Annotated in this window: 21 protein-coding genes; 9 read left to right on the top strand and 12 right to left on the bottom strand. The window is 70.8% G+C overall.

Translation table 11 applies throughout. From position 1 onward, the window contains the following. Positions 1 to 189: 189 nt before the first annotated feature. Both ACZ561_RS08095 and ACZ561_RS08090 read right to left on the bottom strand, forming a co-directional pair. Positions 190 to 405 (bottom strand): hypothetical protein, encoded by a 216-nt coding sequence (locus ACZ561_RS08095; protein WP_470990941.1) that lies wholly within the window; start codon positions 403 to 405, stop codon positions 190 to 192. Next, positions 402 to 587: a hypothetical protein gene (locus ACZ561_RS08090; RefSeq protein WP_376446475.1), complete on the bottom strand. Its 186-nt coding sequence runs from the start codon at positions 585 to 587 to the stop codon at positions 402 to 404. The genes ACZ561_RS08095 and ACZ561_RS08090 overlap by 4 nt, the downstream gene beginning before the upstream one ends. Positions 588 to 758: 171 nt before the next feature. Here ACZ561_RS08090 and ACZ561_RS08085 point away from each other — a divergent pair, with 171 nt between their 5' ends. Together ACZ561_RS08085 and ACZ561_RS08080 are read left to right on the top strand one after the other, a co-directional pair. Then, positions 759 to 1,595, top strand: a complete 837-nt coding sequence (locus ACZ561_RS08085) for a helix-turn-helix domain-containing protein (RefSeq protein ID WP_470990939.1) — start codon at positions 759 to 761, stop codon at positions 1,593 to 1,595. Continuing rightward, complete coding sequence (locus tag ACZ561_RS08080) at positions 1,577 to 1,849, top strand: DUF397 domain-containing protein (protein ID WP_470990937.1); 273 nt, start codon at positions 1,577 to 1,579, stop codon at positions 1,847 to 1,849. Before ACZ561_RS08085 ends, ACZ561_RS08080 begins: the two co-directional genes overlap by 19 nt. Here ACZ561_RS08080 and ACZ561_RS08075 read toward each other — a convergent pair. Beyond that, on the bottom strand, positions 1,836 to 2,288 hold the full coding sequence (locus ACZ561_RS08075; protein WP_470990935.1) for a hypothetical protein: 453 nt from the start codon (positions 2,286 to 2,288) through the stop codon (positions 1,836 to 1,838). The two genes, ACZ561_RS08080 and ACZ561_RS08075, sit on opposite strands and share 14 nt — an antisense overlap. Before the next feature lie 86 nt (positions 2,289 to 2,374). On the opposite strand from ACZ561_RS08075, the gene ACZ561_RS08070 reads away from it, so the two are divergent. After that, a complete protein-coding gene (locus ACZ561_RS08070) occupies positions 2,375 to 3,217 on the top strand; it encodes a hypothetical protein (protein WP_470990933.1) in 843 nt (280 codons plus the stop codon). A gap of 5 nt (positions 3,218 to 3,222) precedes the next feature. Further along, complete coding sequence (locus ACZ561_RS08065) at positions 3,223 to 4,035, top strand: hypothetical protein (RefSeq protein WP_470990931.1); 813 nt, start codon at positions 3,223 to 3,225, stop codon at positions 4,033 to 4,035. Positions 4,036 to 4,147: 112 nt separating this feature from the next. On the opposite strand, the gene ACZ561_RS08060 is transcribed toward ACZ561_RS08065, so the two are convergent. Continuing rightward, positions 4,148 to 5,125 carry a cytochrome d ubiquinol oxidase subunit II gene (locus ACZ561_RS08060; RefSeq protein WP_470990929.1) on the bottom strand — a complete coding sequence of 326 codons (978 nt, stop codon included), beginning with the start codon at positions 5,123 to 5,125 and terminating at the stop codon, positions 4,148 to 4,150. A 33-nt stretch (positions 5,126 to 5,158) separates the two neighbouring features. Then, positions 5,159 to 6,484, bottom strand: coding sequence for a cytochrome ubiquinol oxidase subunit I (locus ACZ561_RS08055; protein ID WP_470990928.1), 1,326 nt, complete (start codon positions 6,482 to 6,484; stop codon positions 5,159 to 5,161). Between the two features lie 486 nt (positions 6,485 to 6,970). Here ACZ561_RS08055 and ACZ561_RS08050 point away from each other — a divergent pair, with 486 nt between their 5' ends. Then, on the top strand, positions 6,971 to 8,344 hold the full coding sequence (locus ACZ561_RS08050) for an FAD-dependent oxidoreductase (protein WP_470990926.1): 1,374 nt from the start codon (positions 6,971 to 6,973) through the stop codon (positions 8,342 to 8,344). 228 nt (positions 8,345 to 8,572) lie between these two features. Here ACZ561_RS08050 and ACZ561_RS08045 read toward each other — a convergent pair whose 3' ends face one another. From ACZ561_RS08045 to ACZ561_RS08035, 3 genes are all read right to left on the bottom strand, one after another. Further along, the gene (locus ACZ561_RS08045) at positions 8,573 to 9,229 is read right to left on the bottom strand and encodes a response regulator (RefSeq protein ID WP_470990924.1); all 657 of its coding nucleotides are present in this window, start codon (positions 9,227 to 9,229) and stop codon (positions 8,573 to 8,575) included. Next, positions 9,226 to 10,416 carry a sensor histidine kinase gene (locus ACZ561_RS08040; RefSeq protein WP_470990922.1) on the bottom strand — a complete coding sequence of 397 codons (1,191 nt, stop codon included), beginning with the start codon at positions 10,414 to 10,416 and terminating at the stop codon, positions 9,226 to 9,228. Before ACZ561_RS08040 ends, ACZ561_RS08045 begins: the two co-directional genes overlap by 4 nt. A 64-nt stretch (positions 10,417 to 10,480) precedes the next feature. Further along, positions 10,481 to 12,577, bottom strand: a complete 2,097-nt coding sequence (locus ACZ561_RS08035; RefSeq protein WP_470990920.1) for an MMPL family transporter — start codon at positions 12,575 to 12,577, stop codon at positions 10,481 to 10,483. 274 nt (positions 12,578 to 12,851) lie between these two features. Between ACZ561_RS08035 and ACZ561_RS08030 the strand changes: the two genes are divergently transcribed. Both ACZ561_RS08030 and ACZ561_RS08025 read left to right on the top strand, forming a co-directional pair. Further along, positions 12,852 to 14,585 (top strand): response regulator transcription factor, encoded by a 1,734-nt coding sequence (locus tag ACZ561_RS08030; protein ID WP_470990918.1) that lies wholly within the window; start codon positions 12,852 to 12,854, stop codon positions 14,583 to 14,585. 134 nt (positions 14,586 to 14,719) lie between these two features. Next, entirely contained in the window at positions 14,720 to 16,102 is a 1,383-nt protein-coding gene (locus ACZ561_RS08025; RefSeq protein ID WP_470990916.1) for an FAD-binding oxidoreductase, read from the top strand. Positions 16,103 to 16,148: 46 nt separating this feature from the next. Here ACZ561_RS08025 and ACZ561_RS08020 read toward each other — a convergent pair whose 3' ends face one another. Together ACZ561_RS08020 and leuA are read right to left on the bottom strand one after the other, a co-directional pair. Then, on the bottom strand, positions 16,149 to 16,841 hold the full coding sequence (locus ACZ561_RS08020; RefSeq protein ID WP_329120750.1) for a TerB family tellurite resistance protein: 693 nt from the start codon (positions 16,839 to 16,841) through the stop codon (positions 16,149 to 16,151). A gap of 222 nt (positions 16,842 to 17,063) precedes the next feature. Next, on the bottom strand, positions 17,064 to 18,821 hold the full coding sequence (leuA, locus tag ACZ561_RS08015) for a 2-isopropylmalate synthase (protein WP_470990913.1): 1,758 nt from the start codon (positions 18,819 to 18,821) through the stop codon (positions 17,064 to 17,066). A 330-nt stretch (positions 18,822 to 19,151) separates the two neighbouring features. Here leuA and ACZ561_RS08010 point away from each other — a divergent pair, with 330 nt between their 5' ends. Next, positions 19,152 to 20,219 (top strand): M4 family metallopeptidase, encoded by a 1,068-nt coding sequence (locus ACZ561_RS08010; protein ID WP_470990911.1) that lies wholly within the window; start codon positions 19,152 to 19,154, stop codon positions 20,217 to 20,219. A gap of 12 nt (positions 20,220 to 20,231) precedes the next feature. Then, on the top strand, positions 20,232 to 20,495 hold the full coding sequence (locus ACZ561_RS08005; RefSeq protein WP_376433765.1) for a protealysin inhibitor emfourin: 264 nt from the start codon (positions 20,232 to 20,234) through the stop codon (positions 20,493 to 20,495). A 253-nt stretch (positions 20,496 to 20,748) separates the two neighbouring features. Here ACZ561_RS08005 and era read toward each other — a convergent pair whose 3' ends face one another. Further along, a complete protein-coding gene (era, locus tag ACZ561_RS08000; protein ID WP_376433761.1) occupies positions 20,749 to 21,699 on the bottom strand; it encodes a GTPase Era in 951 nt (316 codons plus the stop codon). Positions 21,700 to 21,728: 29 nt separating this feature from the next. Beyond that, a complete protein-coding gene (locus tag ACZ561_RS07995) occupies positions 21,729 to 22,676 on the bottom strand; it encodes a DUF916 domain-containing protein (RefSeq protein ID WP_470990908.1) in 948 nt (315 codons plus the stop codon). Positions 22,677 to 22,721 lie beyond the last annotated feature (45 nt).

Genomic DNA, 22,721 nt, shown 5'->3' with positions numbered 1-22,721 from the left:
CCTGATCGGCAAGGACTTCGCCGTCCTCAACGACCGGAGCGCGGCGATCCGGAGTCTCCTTCACGACCCCGAGCGGCTACCGCAAGGACGACACGCCTGGCGGAGGGCTGCGTCCTGACCAATTACTACGAGGGCTGGGGCACCCGCGCCGAGGGGCGGGGGCCTCGCCCCCGCCCTGCGGCACCCTCTTCACGGCACCTCGCCCCGGCTCCGCGCGTTCGCGTGCGCCGTGGCCGCCCTCAGCCGCTCGGCGGCCGTGGCAGCCCGCACCCCGTCCGGTTCCGCGTCCCACTCCCGCCCGCCGCCGAGCGGCCGCAGCTGGATGTACGGGCCTTCGTGCCCCATGACCGTGCCGACCTTCCCTGTACGGATGTCGACGACATACGACCCGATGGGCAGTTTCACGACCGGCCCCCTTCTTCCCCCGGCGGTACGACGGCGGCCAGCCGACGCGCCGTCTCCACCGTGCAGCGTCCCAGTTCGATGAGCGGCCGAGGGGGATCGGAGGCGAGGGTGAGAACGTCGAGCCCGAGCGAGGGCAGGACGATTCCGACCCTCGCGAGTGCGTCGCGCAATTCCCCTGCCACCTCCTGAGCCTCTTGAACGGTCCCCGTTGTCGGTCGCTCGTGTTCTTCCTTCACCAACGCAACCCTTTCCGAATCAATTTCCCGCTTACCGCATCCAGGGTGGTGCCGGATCCGTAGAATCGGCAGATGCGCAGGTCCTACAACTGCTGAGTAGGGTTCGGGAGTTAATCCATGGCCAGAGCCGGCAAGCGGCAAGAGGCGTGGGAGTTCTTCGGCGAGCTCCTGAAGGAGCGCCGGGAAGCGGCGGGTCTCTCGCAGGGCGAGTTGGGCCGACAGGTGTTCGTATCGGGCGGTTACATCGGCCTGTTCGAACAGGGAATCCGAAAGCCGCAACTGGATGTGGCGCAGCGAATCGACCAGGTACTACAAACCGGCGGCATTTTCGAACGGACGTGGCGCAGACTCATCAACAAGTCGCCGTACGCGTCCTATTTCCACGAGGTGGCCGAATTGGAGTCGGTGGCGACGAAGATCTGCGAGTTCGCACCGACGGTGGTGCCGGGCCTGATGCAGACGGGCGAGTACGCGCGGGCGGTGACGCTCGCGGCGAACCCGTTCGCCACGGAGGAGTACGTCGAGGAGAAGGTGACCGCGCGGCTCGACCGCGCGGCGATCCTCAAGGCCGCTACAAGGCCCGAGTATTGGGTCGTACTGCATGAGAACGCGGTGCTCACCCCGGTGGCTGGAGCGGCGGGCATGGCCGGGGAACTGGACCACATCGCAGGGCTCATGCGTGAGCGCAAGGTACTGGTGACGATCCTGCCCCGCTCGGCCGGCGCGCACGCGTCCATGACCGGGTCGCTCAAGCTCATGGAATTCGAGGACGCGCCGCCAACGGCCTATACAGAGACGTCGTTCTCGGGAACGCTGCTCGACGATCCGGCGGTGGTGAAGCGGGTGGAGCGCGCCTACGATCTGCTCAGGGTCGCCGCGCTGTCGCCGGAGGCGTCCTTGGCCCTGATCGAATCGGCAGCGGAGGACTACAGACGATGCGCGACTACGACCTGAGCACCGCCCGTTGGTTCAAGAGCTCTTACAGCAACGGTGAGGGCGGCGACTGCGTCGAGGTTGCGTACGACTTCCCCGGCGCCGCATGGCGCAAGAGCACCTACAGCAACGGCGAGGGCGGCAACTGCGTCGAGGTCCTCGACGACATCCCCGGTGTCGTCCCCGTCCGGGACAGCAAGAACCCCGCCGGCCCCACCCTCATCGTCCCCGCCGCCGCCTGGGCGGCCTTCGTCGCGGGGGTCAGGAGGGGCTGACGATCAGCCCCACCGTCGCCAGTACGCCCGCCGCGAAGGCCAGGAGGGCGGTCCGCTGCGCGCCCCGCACAGAGCTCTGGCGGAATCTGAGCTCCTTGCGGACCGTCGCCTTCGTTCCCATGTGCACGCGCTTCACGTTGTTCGGGTCGTAGACCAGCGGATACAGGTCGTCGACCACGTGCGCGGGGCCCATCGAGACACCGGTTCCGTGGCGGGCGGTCCCGGTCGGGGTCCGGAACTCGTAGGTCACGCTCAAGGTGCCACTCGTGTTGATCTGCACCGCGCTGACCAGCCGCGCCTGCACCTCGATGCCGGACTCGTTCAGGTCCTTCATCTTTTTCAGCTCTCCCCGCTCACCACTGATGAGCAGCAGGCCGAAGATGAAGACCGGCACGGACGCGATGATGAAACAAACAAGCACTGCAGTCACCAAGTTCACAGGCGGACCGTACGACACCACGGCTCCCGACCGAAACCCCCACACCCCCTTCACCAGCGCGGACCTCGCACCCTACGATCACGCGCATGTCGATCACTTCGCCCATACCCGTCCTCCGGGGCGACAAGGGCACCGAACTCCGTTCCGACGGCGAGGAGCTGTTGCTGCGTCGCCCGGACGACGAGCTGCGCATCCCGCTCGCGGCGATCGCCCGCGTCCACGCCGAAAGGCGGGCCGTCTCCATCGAGTTGACGGCCCCGGCGGGGGCCACGCCGACCGTGTACCGGGTCACGGACGTGAGCGCGGCCGCCGCCTCGGTCTTCGCGGACGTGGTGAACGCCGCGCTGCCCGAACGCGCCGAGGGCGAGACGGTGATCGACGGCGCCACGCTCGTCGTCACCCGGAGTCTGGTCGCCGGCGAGGAGGAGGAAGAAGAGGACGACGAGGTACGGGGCGGCCTTCCCACCCCCGCCAAGTGGACGACCTACACAGCCTTCGCCGCTGTCGCGGCTCTCGCCGTCGTCGTCGGGCTCGTCGACAGGAACTGGGGTCGGGGAATCGCGACGCTGCTGCTCGGGGAGCTCGGCGTCGGAGCCTCCTTCCTCGCTTGGGCGGGTCTGACGTCCGTATGGGAGGACTGGTACCTGCGCCGCTACGGCATCACCGTGGACGCGCGGCAGATCTACCGGAACGGCACGACCACCAACGCCTACACGGACAGCGCCGGCGTGACCCGCTACGTCGGCGGCAGCAACAAGGGCAAGCCGGTCCAGGTCGCGTACCACCCCCGGAAGCCGCAGACCGCGGTCGTCCGCACCGGGCGGGGCGATCAGGTGGGCAGCCTGATCCTGTTCTTCGTGATCGCCGCCATCGCAGCGCTCATCGACTACGGGACGTTCCGGCTCGCGCTCCCCGCCTTCGGAGGATGAGGAAAATGTCGATCATCTCCTCCATACCCGTCCTCCTGGGCCGCGGCGGCTCCGTCCTGTCCGCCGATGAGCAGGCGCTCACTCTTGAGCGCCCCGGCGAGGTGGTGACGTTTCTCCCCGGGTCGGTCGCCAAGGTCCACGCCGAGGGCCGGAGGGTCACGCTCGAGCTGCGGGCCAAGGCTGGGGTCACGCCGGTCACGTACCTGATCGAGGACGTGAGCGAGGCCGCCGCCGTCGTCTTCGCCGATGCCCTGAACGAGCTGCTGCCCGGCCCGACGGACGACATCGACGGCACCCACTACACCGTGGTGCGCTCCCTCTCCCCCAGCTGGCACGAGAGGTTCCTGCGCCGCATCAAGTGGCTGGTGATCGGCTCCCTGGTCGCGGTCGCCGCCCTGTGCGTGATCGTCGCGGTCGCGGGAGAGGCGGGGCTGATCATCGGCCTCGTGCCGGTCGGCGGCATCACGACGGCGGGGCTCGGCGTCGGCACGTACGCGACCGGACGGTGGATCCGCGAAAGGCGGCTGCTCAGGCACGGCATCACGGTCATCGCGACGCCGTCCGACGTGCCGGGCATGTATCTGTACACGGACAACACCGGCACGACCCGCCCGCTCAAGTACTGGGGCTTCGAACAGTTCGTCCGGGCCGGGTACGACCCCCGCGACCCGTCGGACGCACTTGTGCCCCAGGCGCCGCTCCTGCGGCGCTTGAACTTCTCCCTGGGGCTCTTCATCCTCTTCTGCGCGCTGAACGGCGTGGCCATGCTGGTCATCCTGACCGTCGACGCCCTCACCGGCAGCGCCCTCTCCGGCTAGGCCCTCCAGGCCCCGGGGCGTCGGGTGCCGGCCGGAGGGCGGGCCCGCCTCCTCGGTGGGCCCGCCCTCCGGCCGTACGGCACGATCCCCTACTGCCTCCGCGCGTACCGCATCAGCGGGCGCGGGCGCCCTGGCGGGCGAACACACGCCACATCCATACCTGGCCGTACGCGACAGCCGCCAGCGCCGGCAGGACCAGCACCGCCAGCAACCCGAGGGAGGCGGAATCCGCGATGGCCTCGGACAGAGTGAGCGCGCCCTCGCCGGATCGGGTGGCCAGCACCGTCGTACCGTTCACCACGCCGACCGCGGCGGGCAGGGCGACCAGCGGGGCGCTGCCCAACAGCAGCGCCGCACCGGGACGGCCCGCCGTACGGAGGCGCTCGGATGCGTACGTGGCGAGCGCGGCGGCGACGGCGACCAGCGCCACCGCCACCGAGGCGCCCGTCACCCCGACCGCCGCGGCGAGGAGGACCAGCCCCACCAGGGGCCAGAGGAGACGGCCGGCAAGCCGCGCCAGCCGTACCTGGTCGGGATCGTCCTCGGGCAGCCGACGGGCGGCGAAGAGCACGCCCTGGCGGAGGCTGGCCACGACGACCACGGCCGCGCAGGCGAGTGAGAAGGGATGTGCCAGGTCGGAGAACGCGGCCACCGCGTGCCCGTTGCCGTCTGTCGACAGCCCCCGGATCAGGGCCGCCAGCAGCGTCCCCCACGCGACGGCGAGCACCAGGCTCGCAACCGGCAGGACGACATCCCACGTGCGTCGCCAGCCGCCGGACGGAAGCGCCGTGCGGAACCACAGGGCGGCGTCGCGCAGCACCCAGGCGCACAGCACGATCACCACGGGAATCCGCAGCACGGTCAGCAACTCGCCCTCCAGCAGCGGCAGGGCGCCGAGCAGCAGGCCGACCACGGCGACCAGCCACACCTCGTTGGCGAGGAAGAGGGGGACGACGGCACCGCGCGCCCGCTCGCGGTCCCGCTCCGTCCGGGCGAATGAGAAGAGCATGCCCATGCCGAAGTCGATGCTCCCCAGAGCCAGGTATCCGGCGAGGAGCAAACCCGTCAGGGCGTACCAGAAGACATCCACAGCGCGTCCCGTCAGATGTGTGAGTTCGGTCGGTCAGTAGGTGAAGTGGGCATCGGCACCGTCGGCGCGGCGGCCGACCTCCGCACCCTCTCGGTCCATCGGCGCTCTCGACCCGGGGAACGCATCGGGCCCGCCGATGAACGCCTGGTCGGGGCCCAGCCGGGCGTAGTGGGAGAGCAGTGCCCAGTCGACGACGGCGAGGAGCGCGAGAACGGTCGTCAGGGCGACGCACGTAGTCAGCATGGCGCCGAAGGAGACGTCCGAGACGGCCTCCTCCACGGTGAGTTCGCCGGTCACCACCCACGGCAGGCGGCCCACCTCGCGGGTGAGCCATCCGCAGATCAGCGCGATGAACCCGAAGGGGAGCAGTTTCACGGCGAGCCACATCCGGACCCGTTTGCGGGACGGTGGCACGTCCGTCCGTCGGGCGGCGGTCGCCGGGATCCACGCGATGAGCAGCAGGACCAATCCAATGGCGATCATGACCAGGGAGGCGGTGCTCACCCAGTCCGGCGGCATCCAGTCGCCGGGGCCGTGCCGCTCCACCTCGGCGGCACTCACCTCTTCCAGGGAGGGCCCCTCCCCGGTCACCACGGCGTACTTGGCGGGCTGGTAGCCCACCAGCGTCTCCAGATGGATGATGCCCGACACGACGGTGACGAGCGCGCCGACGCCCGCGAGGATGCCGCCCTGCGCCAGGGTGGGCCGGAAGAACTCGACCTCTTGGTCACGGCGCAGGTGGAAGGCGCTGACGGCGGCGATGAAGAGCCCGGCGAGCAGCGCTACGGCACCGGCGATGTGCGCGATCGCGTACCAGGTCGCCTCGTTGGTGAGGATCGCTCCCCAGTCGGTGACGCGGGTGACGCCGTCGCTCGTCTCGTGGCCGACGGGCTTCTGCATGAAGCCGTTGACCACCATGATCCAGAACGTGGAGGCGTACGCGGTGAGCGCGACCAGCCAGATCAGCACCAGATGGGCGCGGGCGGGCAGGCGCTGGAAGCCGAAGGCCCACATGCCGAGGAAGGTGGACTCGAGGAAGAACGCGACGATGGTCTCGATGGCCATCGGGGCGCCGATGATGTTGCCCATCGTGTGGGAGAGGCCGGACCAGTTCAGCCCGAATTGGAACTCCTGCACGATGCCGCTGATGATGCCGAGCGCGTAGTTGATGACGTACAGGCCGCCCCAGAAGCGCACCCGACGCATGCCCGTGGCCCGCGCCTCGGGGTCGCGGCCCCAGGTGGCGCGGGTCTGCGTCACGGCGACGACGGTGACGAGACCCAGGGTCAGGGCGACGAAGAGGAAGTGAAGCCCGGCCGTGACGGCGAACTGGAGGCGGGCGAGTTCGGCTGTGTTCAAGGCCGCGTTCCTCGGCCGAGGTGTGCGGCGTGCCGAACCACGGGGGCGGACGCTCCGACGCCCGTCATTCGCACCGTGCGCCCGCCGCGACCGGGTGGTTCCTCCCCGGCTCTCCGTTCACCTGGGCTTGCCCGGACGCCTGCCCGGGTCAGGTCGACGGATAAGCGTGCAACGACTCGGGAAGACCGCGCCGCCTCGGCGGCGCGGTGCAGTAACTGACACTCCATGGAGACACCGTATCCGTTGACATCTCAACTCAACATGTAAATAGGCTAGTTGAATCATCACGATCCGGGTCGACGGCCTATCGAAGGCCGCCGAATGATCGCGACATCACACGGACCCCAGCCCTTCCTTTGGGAAGTCATAAGTTCGACTTATGGGGCCATAGACGGGGGGCGGGTACCGCTCCGCGCAAGGCGTTATTTAGGGTGACCTAAGTGGCGACGGATATCGTCGCCACGTCGCTTGCGAAGGGAACCTGACATGCCCCGCCCTCTCCGGGTCGCGATCGTCGGCGCCGGCCCCGCCGGGATCTATGCCGCTGACGCGCTGCTGAAGTCCGAGGCCGCCGCCGAGCCGGGCGTGTCGATCGACATCTTCGAGCGGATGCCGGCTCCCTTCGGCCTCATCCGCTACGGCGTCGCCCCCGACCACCCGCGTATCAAGGGCATCATCACCGCGCTCCACCAGGTTCTCGACAAGCCGCAGGTCCGTCTCTTCGGCAATGTCGACTACGGCACCGACGTGCACCTCGACGACCTGCGCGCCTTCTACGACGCCGTGGTCTTCTCCACCGGCGCCATGGCCGACCGCGAGCTGAAGATCCCCGGCGTCGAGCTCGACGGCTCGTTCGGCGCCGCCGACTTCGCCTCCTGGTACGACGGCCACCCGGACGTCCCGCGCACCTGGGAGCTGAAGGCCGAGAAGGTCGCCGTCCTCGGCGTGGGCAACGTGGCCCTCGACATCGCCCGCATCCTCGCCAAGACGGCGGACGAGCTGCTGCCGACCGAGATCCCGGCGAACGTCTACGACGGTCTCAAGGCCAACAAGGCCGTGGAGATCCACGTCTTCGGCCGCCGTGGCCCGGCCCAGGCGAAGTTCAGCCCGATGGAGCTGCGCGAGCTGGACCACTCCCCCAACATCGAGGTCATCGTCAACCCCGAGGACATCGACTACGACGAGGGCTCGATCGCCGAGCGGCGCAAGAACAAGCAGACCGACATGGTCGCGAAGACCCTGGAGAACTGGGCGATACGCGACATCGGCGACCGCCCGCACAAGCTCTTCCTCCACTTCTTCGAGTCCCCCGTCGAGATCCTCGGCGAGGACGGCTCGGTCGTCGGCCTGCGTACCGAGCGCACCGAGCTGGACGGCACCGGAAATGTGAAGGGCACCGGCCAGACCACGGACTGGGACGTCCAGGCCGTCTACCGCGCCGTCGGCTACCTCTCCGACGAGCTGCCCAAGCTCCCCTGGGACACCGCCTCCGGCACCGTCCCGGACCAGGGCGGTCGCGTGATCGAGGAGGGCGGCGAGCACCTCGCGTCCACGTACGTCACCGGCTGGATCCGCCGCGGACCGGTCGGCCTCATCGGCCACACCAAGGGCGACGCCAACGAGACGGTCGCGAACCTGCTCGACGACTTCGCCAACGGCCGGCTGCTCACCCCCGAGACCCCCGAGACGGACGCGGTCGTGTCCTTCCTGGAGGGCAAGGGCGTCACGTACACGACGTGGGAGGGCTGGTACGCCCTCGACGCCGCCGAGAAGGCGCTGGGCGAGCCGCAGGGCCGCGAGCGCGTGAAGATCGTCGAGCGCGAGGACATGCTCCGCGCGAGCGGTGTCGACCTGGGCTGACCCGGTCCTGTTCCTCCCGGGCCCCCACCGGTCATATGCCGGTAGGGGCCCGGCCCGTTTCAGCGCCCGGCCGTTGCGGCGCCCGGGCCGTATCAGTGCCCGGCCGTTGCGGCGCCCGGGCCGTATCAGTGCCCGGGCCGTCTCCGCCGCCCGGGCCGTTTCGGAGACGCGCCGTTTCGGCAACCGAGCCGTTTCGGCAACCGCGCCCGTCCGGAGCCCCGGCTCATCTCAGCGCCCCGGCGCGACCAGGCCCGACTCGTACGCCGTGATGACCAGCTGGGCCCGGTCCCGCGCCCCGAGCTTGCCCATGATCCTGCTGACATGGGTCTTCGCGGTGAGGGGCGAGAGCCCCAGCGTCTCCGCGATCTCCGTGTTGTTCATGCCCCGGGCCACCAGCGCCAGCACCTGGCGTTCACGGTCCGACAGCCCTTCCGGCCCGCCCGTCACCGGCGCGTCCGGGCTCGCGAGGACCCTGGCTATCAACCGGGCCGTCGGGCCCGGGGACAGCAGGGACTCCCCCGCCGCCACCGTGCGGATCGCCGCCAGGAGTTCGGCGGGGCGGATGTCCTTGACCACGAAGCCCGAGGCGCCCGCCCGCAGCGCCTCCACGATGTGCTCGTCCGTGTCGTACGTCGTCAGGACCAGCACCTTCACCCCGGCCAGGTCCTCGTCGGCGGCGATCAGTCGGGTCGCCCCGATCCCGTCGAGCTCGGGCATCCGGACGTCCATCACCACCAGGTCCGCCCGCGCCGAACGGGCCAGCTCCACCGCCTCCTTGCCGTTGGCCGCCTGGCCCACGACCTCCATGTCGGGCGCCGAGTCGACGAGCATCGCGAACGACGCCCGGACGAGCGTCTGGTCGTCCGCCAGCAGCACCCGGATCACGCCGACACCCCCTCCCTCGCCGCGAGCGGCAGCGCCGCCGCGACCTCGAAGCCCCCGCCGGCGCGTGGGCCTGCGCTCAGTGTGCCTCCCACGCTCTTCGCCCGCTCCCTCATCCCGACGATCCCGTACCCCGAACCGCCCGGTCCCCGGGATCCGCCCGAACCGCCCGGGACACCCGAGCCCCTCGAACCCCCCGCCACAGCCCCGTCGTTGGTCACCCGTACCGTCAACACCTCGTCCGCCAGCCCCACATCGACCCGCACCTCGGCGTCCGCACCCCCGTGCCGTACGGCATTGGTCAGGGACTCCTGCACGATCCGGTACGCCGCCGCCCCCACCGCCGCCGGGACCTTCGCCTCGCCCGTCCGTATCGTCAGGTCCGCGCCCGAGGACCGTACGAGATCGGGCAGCGAGGCGAGATCCGGCAGGGGGCCCTCCGGGGCCGCCCGCAGCACGTCCAGGGTCGTCCGCACCTCGGAGCGGGCCTCCCGGCACGTCTCGGCGATCCCGTCGAGCGCCCGGACGAGCGCAGCCCTGTCGAGCCTGTCCGGGTCGGCGACCAGGACGTGCGCGGCGACCGACGTCTGCACCCCGATCAAGGTGATCGAGTGCGCCAGGAGGTCGTGCAGGTCCCTGGCTATCCGCAGCCGCTCCTCGGTGACCTTCCGCTCCGCCTCGTGCTCCGCCCGCTCCACCACGCCTGCCACGAGCTGCCGGTAGAGCCGGATGCTCGTGCCGAAGACCAGCATGGCGATCACCCAGCCGGAGATCCTCAGCACCTCCACCATCTCGTGCGGGTTGACGAAGCGCTGCATGGTGAGCGTGAGGCACGTGACCGAGAGACCCACGATCACCGTGCGCTTCGGCGGGCCGGTGGCCGCAACCGTGTACAGCGCGGTCATCGTGGCGGGTAGCGGCGCCAGATGCATGTAGTCCAGCCCGTGGTACGGGGCGACGCAGGCCGCCACGGCCAGCAGCACCGGCAGGGGCGCCTTGCGCCGCCAGGCCAGCGGGACGTATGTGGCGAGCAGCAGCGCCCAGCCGAGAGCGTCCGGCCGGCGGCCGTCCTCGACGGTGATCGCGATCACCGCCGCGACCACCGCGAAGACCGCGGCGGCCGTCGCGTCGCACCGCACCGGGTACGACGCCGCCTGCGGGTCACGGGTGAAGGCCGCTGCGAAGTCCATGAGGTTCATCCTCCCTGCGGGCGGGGGCTCCTGACAGTCCGGGGAGCCCCCGACCCGTCCCTGATCACACCCGTACGGGCTGCCGCTCGGACCCTGAGCCGTCCGTTGACGAATCGCCCGTCGACGAACCGTCTGTCGCCGAACCGCCCGTCGAGGCGGGCTTCTTGGACAGCGGTCCCGGCCACCACACCCTCCGGCCGAGCAGCACGCTCGCGCTGGTGACGAGGTACGTGCGGACCAGGAAGGTGTCGAGCAGGACGCCGACCGCGATCACGAAGCCCAGCTCGGCCAGTTGCACCATCGGCATGTTGACGAGGACCGCGAAGGTCGCGGCGAGGACGAGCCCCGCCGACGCGATCACCCCGCCGGTCGTGCGCAGCGCCGTCAGGGCCGCGGCGGCCGGCTCCGCACCGTTCAGGCACTCCTCGCGCATCCGGTGCATCAGGAAGATGCCGTAGTCGACGCCGAGGGCGACGAGGAAGACGAAGGAGAGCAGCGCCAGGCCCGGGTCGGTCCCCTCGAAGCCGAAGAGGGTCTCGAAGACGAGTCCGCCGATGCCGAGGGCCGCTCCCCAGACGGCGACGACGGCGGCGACCAGGATCAGCGGTGCGACAAGGCTGCGCAGCAGCACGATCAGGATGAGCAGGACGACGACGATGACGAGCGGGACGACGATGTTCCGGTCGCCGGCGTTGGTGTCGGTCATGTCGAGCTGCTCGGCGCTCGGCCCGCCGACGTACACGCCGTCGCCGAGCGCGGTCCGCAGCTCCCTGATGGTCGTGGTCTCGGCCGGCGACTGCGGCGGGTCGGAGGCGACGACGGAGATCTCCGTCCAGCCGTTGCCGCTGCGGCCGCTTTCGGCCTTCGCGACGCCGTCGGTCGCGAGGGCGGTCCGGAGCGCCCCGGGGGCCGAGGCGGTCGGGGCGACGACGGTGATGGGCTGGGTTCCCATCTCCGGATACGCGGTGGCGAGCGTCTTCAACGCGGCGACCGCCTCCGGGGTGGAGGTGAAGGAGTCCTCCTGCTTGAGGGCCCCGGGCAGGTTCAGCGCACCCAGCGCGAGCGCGGCCAGGGCGGCACCGCCCATGACGAGGACGGCGAGCGGACGGCGGCCGGCCGAGGAGCCCATGGCCGCGAAGAGGGAACGGCGCGCGGCCTTCGGCTCGCTCCCGTACGCCGGGATCAGCGGCCAGAACACCCGCCGGCCGAGGACCACGAGCAGAGCGGGGAGCAGCGTCATCATCGCGACGAGGGCGCACAGCACTCCGACGGCGGCCGTGGGGCCCATGCCCCGGCTGCTGTTCATGTCCGCGGCCAGCAGGCAGAGCATCCCGAGGGCGACGGTGCCGGAGGAGGCGAGGACGGCGGGGCCGCAGCCGCGCAGGGCGGTGACCATGGCGTCGTACGGGCGCGGGGTGCGACGGAGTTCCTCGCGGTAGCGGGAGACGAGGAGGAGGGCGTAGTCGGTGCCCGCTCCGAAGACCAGGATCGTCATGACGCCGGTGCTCTGACCGGAGACGCTGATGTCGAAGCCCTGGTGGAGAAGGTAGGTGACGGCCATGGAGAGGTAGTCGGCGACGCCGGCGACGACCAGGGGGACGAGCCAGAGGAAGGGGCTGCGGTAGATCACGATCAGGAGGACGGCGACGACGGCGACGGTCGTGTAGAGCAGCGGGCCGTCGAGGGAGTTGTAGACCTCGCTCGCGTCGGTGGCGAGGGCGCCGGGTCCGCCGACCTCGCCGCTGACCGTCTCGCGGATGTCGAGGACGAAGGCGTCCCTGGCCGTTTCGTCCGTACCGGGCTCGGTACTGGACACGGCGTACAAAAGGGTGGTGCCGTCCTCGGAGGGGACGGGCTGCGGGGGCGAGGTGAGCGGGTGCTCGGTGGCGACCTGCGCCACTTCCCGGGCGGCGGTGGCCTTGTCGGCGGGGGTCAGTCCGCCGTCGCGGTGGTAGACGAGGACGAGGTCGGTGGAGTCTCCGCCGGGCATCTGCTCGGTGATCTTCGCGACCTGGGTCGAGTCGGCGCTCGCGGGCAGGTAGTCGACGGCGCGGTCGCGCTGTACGTCGCCGAGCTTTCCGGCGAGGGGTGCGGCGAGGGCGATCAGGATCACCCACAGGGCCAGCACCCCCCAGCCGATGGTCCTCTTACGGCCCTCCATGGCGGGGGCTCCCTCCGGTCGGTGCGGTCATCTGGGCCGATCGGACCGAGTCGGTCGGATCGGGCCGTTCGGGTCGATCCCAGATTCCCGCCGCCCGAACGCGGATTCGTCGCGCCGAAGGCCGAGTTGGGAGCTACTGCCGGGGGCGGTACGGCGGCCCGGTTACTCCCGCGGGAGTACGGGAGGCCGTACGCGCCACGCGCTCATGTGCCGTACGCGCCACCCGCTCATACCCTGGAAGGACCGGCAGGGCCGGGAAGGGAAGTGAGCGGCGATGGCCGTCCCCGTCGAAGAGGCCCCGGTCGTCGAGCGGGCGCGGGACGCGGCGGCCCGGGAGTCGTGGGCCGAGGCGTACGTCCTGCTGCGCGAGGCCGACCTGCACCCCTCCGTCGCGCTGGGCCCGGACGACCTGGACCTCCTCGCGGACGCCGCCTGGTGGGCGGGGCACGTGGACGAGTCTGTCGCGGCGCGACTGCGGGCCCATGCCGGGTACGTGGCGGCGGGCGACCACCGCGGGGCGGGCCAGGTGGCCTGGTGGCTGCACTTCGAGTACCGCTGCCTGGGGCGACCCGCGGCAGCCGCGGGCTGGCTGCACCGGTCCCGGCACCACCTGGAGGACGTACCGGACTGTCCCGAGCAGTGCTTCCTCGCCTGGACGGACGCGGAGGAGGCCCAGGAGCACCGCGACCCGGCCGCGGCGCTCGCCGCGGCGCGGCGCATGGAACTCCTCGCCCGCGACTCCGGCAGTCCGGACCTGATCGCCCTGAGCCGCCAGGCCCACGCAGCGATTCTCCTGGCGAACGGCCACCGGGCGGAGGGTCTGGCCCTCCTCGACGACGCGATGTGTTCGGTCACGGCGGGCGAGTTGAGCGGCATGTTCACGGGCTGGCTCTTCTGTCTGGCGCTGACGCAGTGCATGGAGGCGGCGGACCTCGGCCGCGCCGTGGAGTGGACGGACGCGGCGATGGACTGGTGCGAGGTCCCCTGGTCCCAGCACGTCCGCCCGGCGGGCCCGGGCCCGGGCGCCGTCGAGCCCGCCGCCCCCGAGCCGGCCGCCGGCCCGCAGGCGGCCCCCGACAACCCGTTCCGCGGACTGTGCCGGATCCATCACGTCGAGGTGCTCGATCTGCTTGGTGCCTGGACGCTCGCCGAGGCCGAGGCCGAGCGGGTGTGTTCCGAGGTGGCGGTGGACAGTCTCGACGTCGCCGCCGGGGCGTACTACGCGGCCGGGGAGATCAGGCGCCGGCAGGGGCGGCTCGACGCCGCGGCCGTCGCGTACGGGCACGCCCACGAGCTCGGCCGGATCCCGCAGCCGGGTCTCGCTCTGCTGCGGCTCGCCCAGGGCAAGGCCGATGCCGCCGTGACGGGCCTGAAGCTGGCCCTGGCCTGTCAGAGCGACCCGAGTCACGATCTCCTCGGCAAGGCCAGGCTGCTCGCGGCGCAGACGGAGGTCGCGCTGGCCGTCGGGGACCCGGACACCGCCGCGGAGGCCGTGGCGGAACTGGAGGCGCTCGCCGCCGAGGCGCCGCTCCTCGGTGCCATGGCCGACACCGCCCGCGGCGCTCTCGCGCTGGCCCGGAACGAGCCGGCGCTGCGTCCGCTGCGCCGGGCGCTGGCCGGCTGGCTGGAGCTGCGCGTCCCGTACGAGGCCGGGCAGGTACGGATGCTGCTCGCGGCCGCCGACCGGGCCGCGGGAGACGAGGAGGCGGCCCGGCTGGAGCTGACGGCCGCCCGGGCGGCGTTCGAGCGGCTCGGAGCCGTGCCCGACGCGCGGCGCGCCGCTGCCCTGCTGTCGGGGCGGCACCGCCCGCTGCCCGGCGGTCTGACCGGCCGCGAGGCGGAGGTGCTGCGACTGGTCGCGGAGGGCGGCACCAACCGGGACATCGCGCACGCCCTGGTGATCAGCGAGCACACGGTCGCCCGCCACCTGAACAACATCTTCGCCAAGCTGGGCGTGACCTCCCGTACCGCCGCCACGGCCTACGCCTACTCCCACCGCCTGGCATAGGCCGTTCCCCCACCGCCTGGCGCGGGCGCTCTCCCACCGCCTGGCATAGGCCGTTCGACCCATGCCGGGCAGGCGCCCCGATGTGGGTGGTTCGGGCGATGCCCGTGCGTGCGCCCGCGGCCTAGAACGGGTTCATGAACACCACGACACTCAGCACAGAGGCTTCCCTGGACATCCTGCGCGGCGCCGTCCGCGGCGATGTCGTCGTCCCCGGCGACCCGTCGTACGACGAGGCCCGCCGTGTCTACAACGCCATCCACGACCGCCACCCGGCCGTCGTGGTCCGCGCCGAGGACACCGGCGACGTGATCGCCGGTGTCCTGTTCGCCCGTGACAACGGGCTGCCGCTCGCGGTCCGCGGCGGCAGCCACGCCGTCGCCGGGTACGGCACCGTCGACGACGGTCTCGTCGTCGACCTGTCCCGGATGCGTTCGGTCCGCGTGGACCCCGTGACCCGTACCGCCCGCGCCGAGGGCGGCTGCACCTGGGGCGACTTCAACCACGCCACGCACGCCTTCGGCCTGGCCACGACCGGCGGGGTCGTCTCCACCACCGGCATCGCCGGTCTCACCCTCGGCGGCGGGATGGGCAACCTGGCCCGGCGCTACGGATTGAGCTGCGACAACCTCGTGCAGGCCGATGTCGTCACCGCCGAGGGCACCCTCGTCACCTGCGACGCCGAGCGCCATCCCGACCTGTTCTGGGCGCTGCGCGGCGGCGGAGGCAACTTCGGCGTGGTCACCTCGCTCGTCTACCGCCTGCACCCGGTCTCCGACGTCCTGGGCGGCGTGGTCTGCTTCCCGCTCGACGCGGAGGTGGCCCGGCGCTGGCGCGACATGATCACCGGCGCGCCCGAGGAGCTCAACACGATCTTCGTCATGATGCTGGGCCCGGACATGCCGTTCCTGCCGGAGCGCTGGCACGGCCGTCCGATCTGCGGCCTGGTGACCTGCTTCAGCGGCCCCACGAACGAGGACGAGAAGGTGCTCGGCCTCCTCGACGAGCTGGGCCCCGTCGTCGGCAGATTCCTGGAGCGGATGCCGTACCCGGTGGTCAACACGCTCTTCGACGAGGAGTTGCCGCCGGGGCTGTACCACTACTGGAAGGGGAACTTCAGCCGCGATCTCAGCGACGGCGCCATCGATGTCCACATGCGCTACGGAACGACGCTTCCCTCGATGGAGAGCGACACGGCCATCTTCCCGATCGACGGCGCATGCCACCGCGTCGGCCCCGAGGACACCGCGTTCGCCTACCGCGACGCCTCCTTCTCGGCCGCGTTCGGCACCACGCACACGGACCCCGCCGACAACGAGGCGAACATCGCCTGGACGCGGGAGTACGACCGCGACCTGCGACCGCACACGGAGGAGGCCGGCTACATCAACTTCATGGACACCGACGACCAGGACCGAGTGCGCGCCAACTACCGGCAGAACTACGACCGCCTGCGGGCGGTGAAGCGCCGCTACGACCCCGGCAATCTGTTCCGCCTGAACCACAACATCGCGCCGTGAGCGCCGTGAGCACCGCGAGGGGGCGCTGTACGAGCCCTTCGAGCCCCTACAGCAGCGTCCTCGCGGTGGCGAGCAGCCGGGCGGTGTCGTCGGCGCAGAGCGCCAGGGCGTTGCCGACCGTGTTGAGCACGTCCCGCTCCGCCGGGCTGTACGCCCCGTCCGCGAGGGCGATCCTGGCTCCCTGGAGCAGGATCGACTCGCGGCCGGATGCGGCGAGGTGCGGGGCGAGCGGCTCCAGGGCTTCGTGGAGCTCGATGGCCAGGGCCGCGCCCCCGCTGCCCTCGTCGGGCAGGAAGCGGCCGGTGTCGGCCGCCAGCGCCTCGACGAGGTCGGTGAGCTGGATGGCGGTGCACTCGTCGAAGCCGGCGGCGCGGACCGCCCCGACCGCGGTGTCCACGGCCGTACGCGAGGAGGTCCCGCCGGCCGCGAGGACGGCGAGGGCGACGGTGTGGACGGCGTCCCGCAGCATCGCGGAGAAACGGCTCGTCGTCGGGTGGTCGAGGACGTCGGTGCCGAAGTGGGTGTGGCAGGCGGCGCATTCGACGACGGGTCCCGCGTGGCCGCGGGGCAGCACCGGGACGCCCAGGACGGCGAAGCGCCGACGGCCGGTCCGGCGGCGGTAATTACGGTCGCCGCCGCACTCCTCGCAGAAGAACTCACCGTCTCCTACGGTGTTCCAAGAAGTGCGAATGCCGCAGATGCCCACTTTTCGACTACGTGACTCCCGGGCAGACCGCATCCCGCACCTCCCTTAACGAACCGGCAACATTGCCGACGTGGGCGTGATGTTAACCACATCCGTGATGCGGCGTCAGCACCTCGTCCACAGAACGCCACGGACATGGCCGAGACGCGACACCCACCAGGAGCGGCGGAAGGGGGCTCGCCCGAACGGACGAGCCCCCTTCCGGCACTACCTCTCAAGTCGACCTGAAAGGGTGACGGGGACGAAAGCGGCCGGTCAGCGCGCGGCGCGGTTGACCGCCGAGATGACGGCCTTCAGCGAGGCGCGGGTGGTGTTGGCGTCGATGCCGATACCCCACAGGACCTTGCCGTCGATCGCGCACTCGATGTACGAGGCGGCCTGCGCGGAGGCGCCCTCGCTCATCGTGTGCTCCTGGTAGTCCAGCAGGCGGGCGTCCACGCCGATCGCCTGCAGGGCGGCGAAGAAGGCCGAGATCGGACCGTTCCCGGAGCCGCTCAGGACGGTGTCGACGCCGTCCACGACCGCCTCGACGGTCAGGGTGTCCGTGCCGTCCGTGTCGGAGGTGGTCTGGCCGGAACGCAGCTGGATACGGCCCCAGGCGTTGTCCGGGTTCGGCAGGTACTCGTCCTGGAAGACGGACCAGATCGCGGCCGGGGTGACCTCGCCGCCCTCGGTGTCCGTCTTCTGCTGGATGATCTTCGAGAACTCGATCTGCATGCGGCGCGGCAGGTCCAGCTTGTGGTCGTTCTTCAGGACGTACGCGATGCCGCCCTTGCCGGACTGCGAGTTGACCCGGATCACGGCCTCGTAGGAGCGGCCGACGTCCTTCGGGTCGATGGGCAGGTACGGCACCGCCCACTCGATGTCGTCCACGGTCTTGCCTGCGGCGGCCGCGTCGGCCTCCATGGCGTCGAAGCCCTTCTTGATGGCGTCCTGGTGGGAGCCGGAGAAGGCGGTGTAGACCAGGTCGCCCGCGTAGGGGTGGCGCGGGTGGACCTCCATCTGGTTGCAGTACTCGGAGGTGCGACGGATCTCGTCGATCTGCGAGAAGTCGATCTGCGGGTCGACGCCCTGCGAGAACAGGTTCATGCCCAGCGTCACCAGGTCGACGTTGCCGGTGCGCTCGCCCTGGCCGAACAGACAGCCCTCGATACGGTCGGCGCCGGCCATGATGGCCAGCTCGGCCGCCGCCACCGCCGTACCGCGGTCGTTGTGCGGGTGGACGGACAGGCAGACGTACGCGCGGCGGCTCAGGTTCCGGGACATCCACTCGAACCGGTCGGCGTGCGTGGACGGCGTCGAACGCTCCACGGTGGCGGGCAGGTTGAGGATGATCTCGCGACCCTCCTCGGGCTGCCAGACGTCACAGACCGCCTCGCAGACCTCCAGGGCGAAGTCCAGCTCGGTGTCGGTGAAGATCTCCGGGCTGTACTGGTAGCCGAAGATCGTCTCGTCGCCCAGCAGCTTGTCCGCGTACTCCATGACCAGCCGCGTGCCGTCGACGGCGATCTGCTTGATGTCCTCCTTCGAGCCGCGGAAGACGACCCGGCGGAAGGTGGGCGCGGTGGCGTTGTACAGGTGGACGGTGGCGCGCTTGGCGCCGACCAGGGACTCCACGGTCCGCTCGATCAGGTCCTCGCGGGCCTGGGTCAGTACGGAGATCGTGACGTCGTCCGGGATCGCGCCCTCTTCGATGATGGAGCGCACGAAGTTGAAGTCGGTGTCACCGGAGGACGGGAAGCCGACCTCGATCTCCTTGTAGCCCATGCGCACCAGCAGGTCGAACATCTCGCGCTTGCGGGCGGGGCTCATCGGGTCGATCAGCGCCTGGTTGCCGTCGCGCAGGTCGGTCGACAGCCAGCGGGGAGCCTGGGTGATGCGCTGCTCGGGCCAGGTGCGATCGGGAATCTGCACGGCCTCGTAGCGGCCGTACTTGTGGATCGGCATCCCGGACGGCTTCTGCATCTGGGTGGCGTTGGTGATGGGCGTCGGACGGCCAACGGGCTGAGACATTGCGTAGGGCTCCTCGGATCCAGCGGGAGTGGGGGTCCCCCTGCTCGAGCGAAGTCGAGAGCTTGGGGGAGGCCGACTGGTCGAACGCAACACCAGGTCCCGCGGGGAGGGGGTCGGCCTACGACTACAGGCCCTCGCCGCGGCAGCTAAGGAGAAGCAGCCCGAAACGCATGATGTGCCGCAGCCTAGCTCAGGTCCGCCGAGGGCGGACGTCCGTTTCAGTATGCGGGACGACTGGTGCGTCAATGCGAAAGGGTGATGAATCACTCCATTTCGCGGATCATGGTCGCCTCTAGTGACAGTGGCGTGACCCAGTGCCACATTGCTGGCATGACCTCCCACGCGTACGTACCCACCCACCCGGTCTTCTGCACGATCGTGCCGCCCCACCTTCTGGAGCACCTCGCCACCTCCACGAACCCGGCCGTGGCGGCGGTCGCCCGGCGGACGCTGGTCGCCGACGCCATGAACCGGACCAGCCGTGTCCACGCGCTGCCCGGCGCGGCCACGGCCGTGGCGCCCACGGAGCCGGCCCGCCCGCGGCGCACGGTGTACGACGCCCAGGGCGGCACGGAGCTGCCGGGTGTCGAGGTTCGCGCCGAGGGCCAGGAGGCCACCGGGGACGCCACGGTCAACCGCGCGTACGCCGGCCTCGGCGCCACCTTCGACCTCTTCCTCAAGGCCTTCGAGCGGGACTCGATCGACGGCGCGGGGCTGCCGCTCCTGGCGACCGTCCACTACGACCGGAACTACGGCAACGCGTTCTGGAACGGCGAGCAGATGGTGTTCGGCGACGGCGACGACGAGATCTTCCTCGACTTCACCCTTCCCGTGGACGTGATCGGCCACGAGCTCGCCCACGGCTTCACGCAGTACACGGCGAATCTGGAGTACTTCAGCCAGTCGGGCGCGCTCAACGAGTCGGTCTCGGACGTCTTCGGCTCCCTGGTGAAGCAGTACACGCTGGGCCAGAGCGCGCAGGGAGCCGACTGGCTGATCGGCGAGGGCCTCTTCCACCCGAACGTGGAGGGGACGGCGCTGCGCTCGATGAAGGCGCCGGGTACGGCGTACGACGACGACGTACTCGGCAAGGACCCGCAGCCGGGTCACATGGACGACTACGTCCGCACGAGCCGGGACAACGGCGGGGTGCACATCAACTCGGGCATCCCGAACCACGCGTTCTACCTGGCGGCGACCGAGCTGGGCGGCAAGGCGTGGGAGCGGGCCGGCCAGGTCTGGTACGACGTGATGACGGGTGGGGTGCTCACCCCCGAGACCCGGTTCTCCGAGTTCGCGGCGGCCACGGTGGCGGCGGCGAAGGCGCGGTACGGGGACGGGGAGGAGATCCAGGCCGTGCTGAAGGCGTGGGCGGCCGTCGGCGTACCGACGGACTGATAGACCTGCGGCATGCGTATTCGAGTGCGGCGCACCGGCGGTTTCGCGGGCATCGAGCGGTCGGCCGAGGTGGACACCTCCGGCCGGCCGGACGCCGGGGACTGGCACACCCTGGCCGTCGCCGTCCTCCGGGAGGGCGACGGCGACGTCCGGGGCGTGCCGGACGGCTTCTCGTACGAGATCACGGTCGACGGCGAGACGATCCGCTGCGGCGACCCCCGCCTGACGGAGTCGCAGCGCGCCCTGATCGCGAAGGTCCTGAAGGAAGGGGCGTAGGGGGTGTCTTGCCCGTGTCGCCTCGGCATCGCGGACGGGAACGCCGCGCGTTCCCGCCCGCGCACCGCCGTGACACGGACGGCACGAAGCCTGGACGCCCACACCGAACGACGGGTGAATGTGGGGGAAAGTCTGCGCATTGATCGCGTAGCCGCACAAGAGGAAACAACAAACAACACCATGCGACCGCCTGCGTCGCGCCGGAAGTCAACGCCGTTCCCGACGAACGGCGTTGCCGGCAGCGGTGCTGCCGCTAGAAGCCGAGCTTGCGGAGCTGCTTCGGGTCCCGCTGCCAGTCCTTCGCGACCTTGACGTGGAGGTCCAGGAAGACCGGGGTCCCCAGCAGTGCCTCGATGTGCTTGCGGGACTTCATCCCGACCTCCTTCAGGCGGCTGCCCTTCGGGCCGATGATGATCCCCTTCTGGCTGGGGCGCTCGATGTAGACGTTCGCGTGGATGTCGAGCAGCGGCTTGTCCGCCGGACGGTCCTCGCGCGGGATCATCTCCTCGACCACGACGGCGATCGAGTGCGGCAGCTCGTCCCGTACGCCTTCCAGCGCGGCCTCGCGGATCAGCTCCGCGACCATCACCTGCTCCGGCTCGTCCGTGAGGTCGCCCTCCGGGTAGAGCGGCGGGGACTCCGGCAGGAGCGGGATCAGCAGGTCGGCGACCAGCTGGACCTGCTTGTCGCCCACCGCGGAGACGGGGACGATCTGCTGCCACTCGAAGCCCAGCTCCTTGCCGAGCTGGTCGATGGCGATGAGCTGCTCGGCGAGCGTCTTGGAGTCGACCAGGTCGGTCTTGGTGACGATCGCGACCTTCGGGGTCTTCTTGATCCCCGCGAGCTCCTTGGCGATGAAGCGGTCGCCGGGGCCGAGCTTCTGGTCGGCGGGCAGGCAGAAGCCGATCACGTCGACCTCGGCCCACGTCGTCCGTACGACGTCGTTGAGGCGTTCGCCCAGGAGGGTGCGCGGCTTGTGGAGGCCTGGCGTGTCCACCAGGATCAGCTGCGCTTCCGGGCGGTGCACGATGCCGCGGACGGTGTGCCGGGTGGTCTGTGGCCGGTTGGAGGTGATCGCCACCTTCTGGCCGACCAGAGCGTTCGTGAGGGTGGACTTGCCCGCGTTGGGGCGGCCGACGAAGCAGGCGAAGCCGGCCCGGTGGACGGCTTCGGATTCTTGATTACGAGCGCTCATGGGGGCCATTCTCCCCGATGCGGGACGTCGTCACGTACTCAGTGCCCGCCGGGGGCCCTGCGACGCCGGACCCGCAGCACGATCAGCGCCGCCGCTCCCCCTGCGAGGACGGCCGCGGCGGCGAGCCAGGGCAGGGCGAGAAAGGACGCGCGCCCGGACTCCCGTACGTCCTTCGCGGTGGCCGTGAGGGTCACCTCGCCCCAGTCGAACTGCGGGGATCCCGTCCAGCGCTCGGTGAGCCGGATCTTCTGGCGGGGCAGCAGCTCGGAGGGGATCTTCGCCAGATCCCGGGCGAGCAGGGTGCGACCGAAGACGCCCTCGGCACGCAGGGCCACCTTGGGGTTGAGGGTCACGTTGCCGCGGTTGTGCAGGGTGTACGAGATGAGGGCGGTGCTCGCGCCCGCGCCGGGGACGAGCGGCCGGTCCTGGTCGAGGGTGACGTCCTCGACGGCGAGGGCCGGGACGGTGGGGCCGTTGACCCGGAGGTAGACCCTCGCCCCGACGGCGCGCTGTACGCCGACCGCGACGGAGCCCTTGCCGCCGGCCTCCACGCGCTCGTCGAGAGCCACGACGGCGCCGGGGTGGTCACCGGGCTCGGCGTCCTCGGGGACGGCGAGGGTGTAGGGCACGGTGACGGAGGAGCGGGGCGGGACCGTGACACGGGTCCGTTCGGGCGTGATCCAGGCGCCGGCGCCGGTCTGCTTCTCCTGGCTGGTGCGGACGGCGAAGCCGCCGTCGCGCTCGGTGTTGTAGGCGTCGGCCCCGTAGATGCGGAAGGTGAGCGGCGCGCCCGTCTTGTTGGTGACGGTGACCCGGTCGGTCAGGGTCGTGCCGGGGTCGGCCGCGAGATAGAAGTACGGCCGGCTGCCCAGCTGGGAGGCGGCCGGGTAGACCGCCCACTCGCCGTTCTCGGCGGCCGGAGCGGCGGGCGCGCCGAGCAGCACGAGCGCCGCCGCGACGAGGAGGACGTACAGCTTGGTGCGCACGGTGCGGAACCCCCCGGGGTCGGAGCGGGCCGACCGGGTGCGCGC

The sequence above is a fragment of the Streptomyces sp. NPDC039609 genome (genome assembly GCF_055596705.1).
The sequence above is the reverse complement of the archived record's forward strand: the minus strand, read 5'-3'. Positions and strand labels throughout refer to the sequence as shown.

Bases quoted from the DNA above. Each gene is read 5' to 3' on its own strand.
- ACZ561_RS08085 (WP_470990939.1), top strand. From the start codon at position 759: ATGGCCAGAGCCGGCAAGCGGCAAGAGGCGTGGGAGTTCTTCGGCGAG.
- ACZ561_RS08080 (WP_470990937.1), top strand. From the start codon at position 1,577: ATGCGCGACTACGACCTGAGCACCGCCCGTTGGTTCAAGAGCTCTTAC.
- ACZ561_RS08070 (WP_470990933.1), top strand. From the start codon at position 2,375: ATGTCGATCACTTCGCCCATACCCGTCCTCCGGGGCGACAAGGGCACC.
- ACZ561_RS08065 (WP_470990931.1), top strand. From the start codon at position 3,223: ATGTCGATCATCTCCTCCATACCCGTCCTCCTGGGCCGCGGCGGCTCC.
- ACZ561_RS08050 (WP_470990926.1), top strand. From the start codon at position 6,971: ATGCCCCGCCCTCTCCGGGTCGCGATCGTCGGCGCCGGCCCCGCCGGG.
- ACZ561_RS08040 (WP_470990922.1), bottom strand. From the start codon at position 10,416: ATGGACTTCGCAGCGGCCTTCACCCGTGACCCGCAGGCGGCGTCGTAC.
- ACZ561_RS08035 (WP_470990920.1), bottom strand. From the start codon at position 12,577: ATGGAGGGCCGTAAGAGGACCATCGGCTGGGGGGTGCTGGCCCTGTGG.
- ACZ561_RS08030 (WP_470990918.1), top strand. From the start codon at position 12,852: ATGGCCGTCCCCGTCGAAGAGGCCCCGGTCGTCGAGCGGGCGCGGGAC.
- ACZ561_RS08025 (WP_470990916.1), top strand. From the start codon at position 14,720: ATGAACACCACGACACTCAGCACAGAGGCTTCCCTGGACATCCTGCGC.
- ACZ561_RS08020 (WP_329120750.1), bottom strand. From the start codon at position 16,841: ATGCGGTCTGCCCGGGAGTCACGTAGTCGAAAAGTGGGCATCTGCGGC.
- leuA (WP_470990913.1), bottom strand. From the start codon at position 18,821: ATGTCTCAGCCCGTTGGCCGTCCGACGCCCATCACCAACGCCACCCAG.
- ACZ561_RS08010 (WP_470990911.1), top strand. From the start codon at position 19,152: ATGACCTCCCACGCGTACGTACCCACCCACCCGGTCTTCTGCACGATC.
- ACZ561_RS08005 (WP_376433765.1), top strand. From the start codon at position 20,232: ATGCGTATTCGAGTGCGGCGCACCGGCGGTTTCGCGGGCATCGAGCGG.
- era (WP_376433761.1), bottom strand. From the start codon at position 21,699: ATGGCCCCCATGAGCGCTCGTAATCAAGAATCCGAAGCCGTCCACCGG.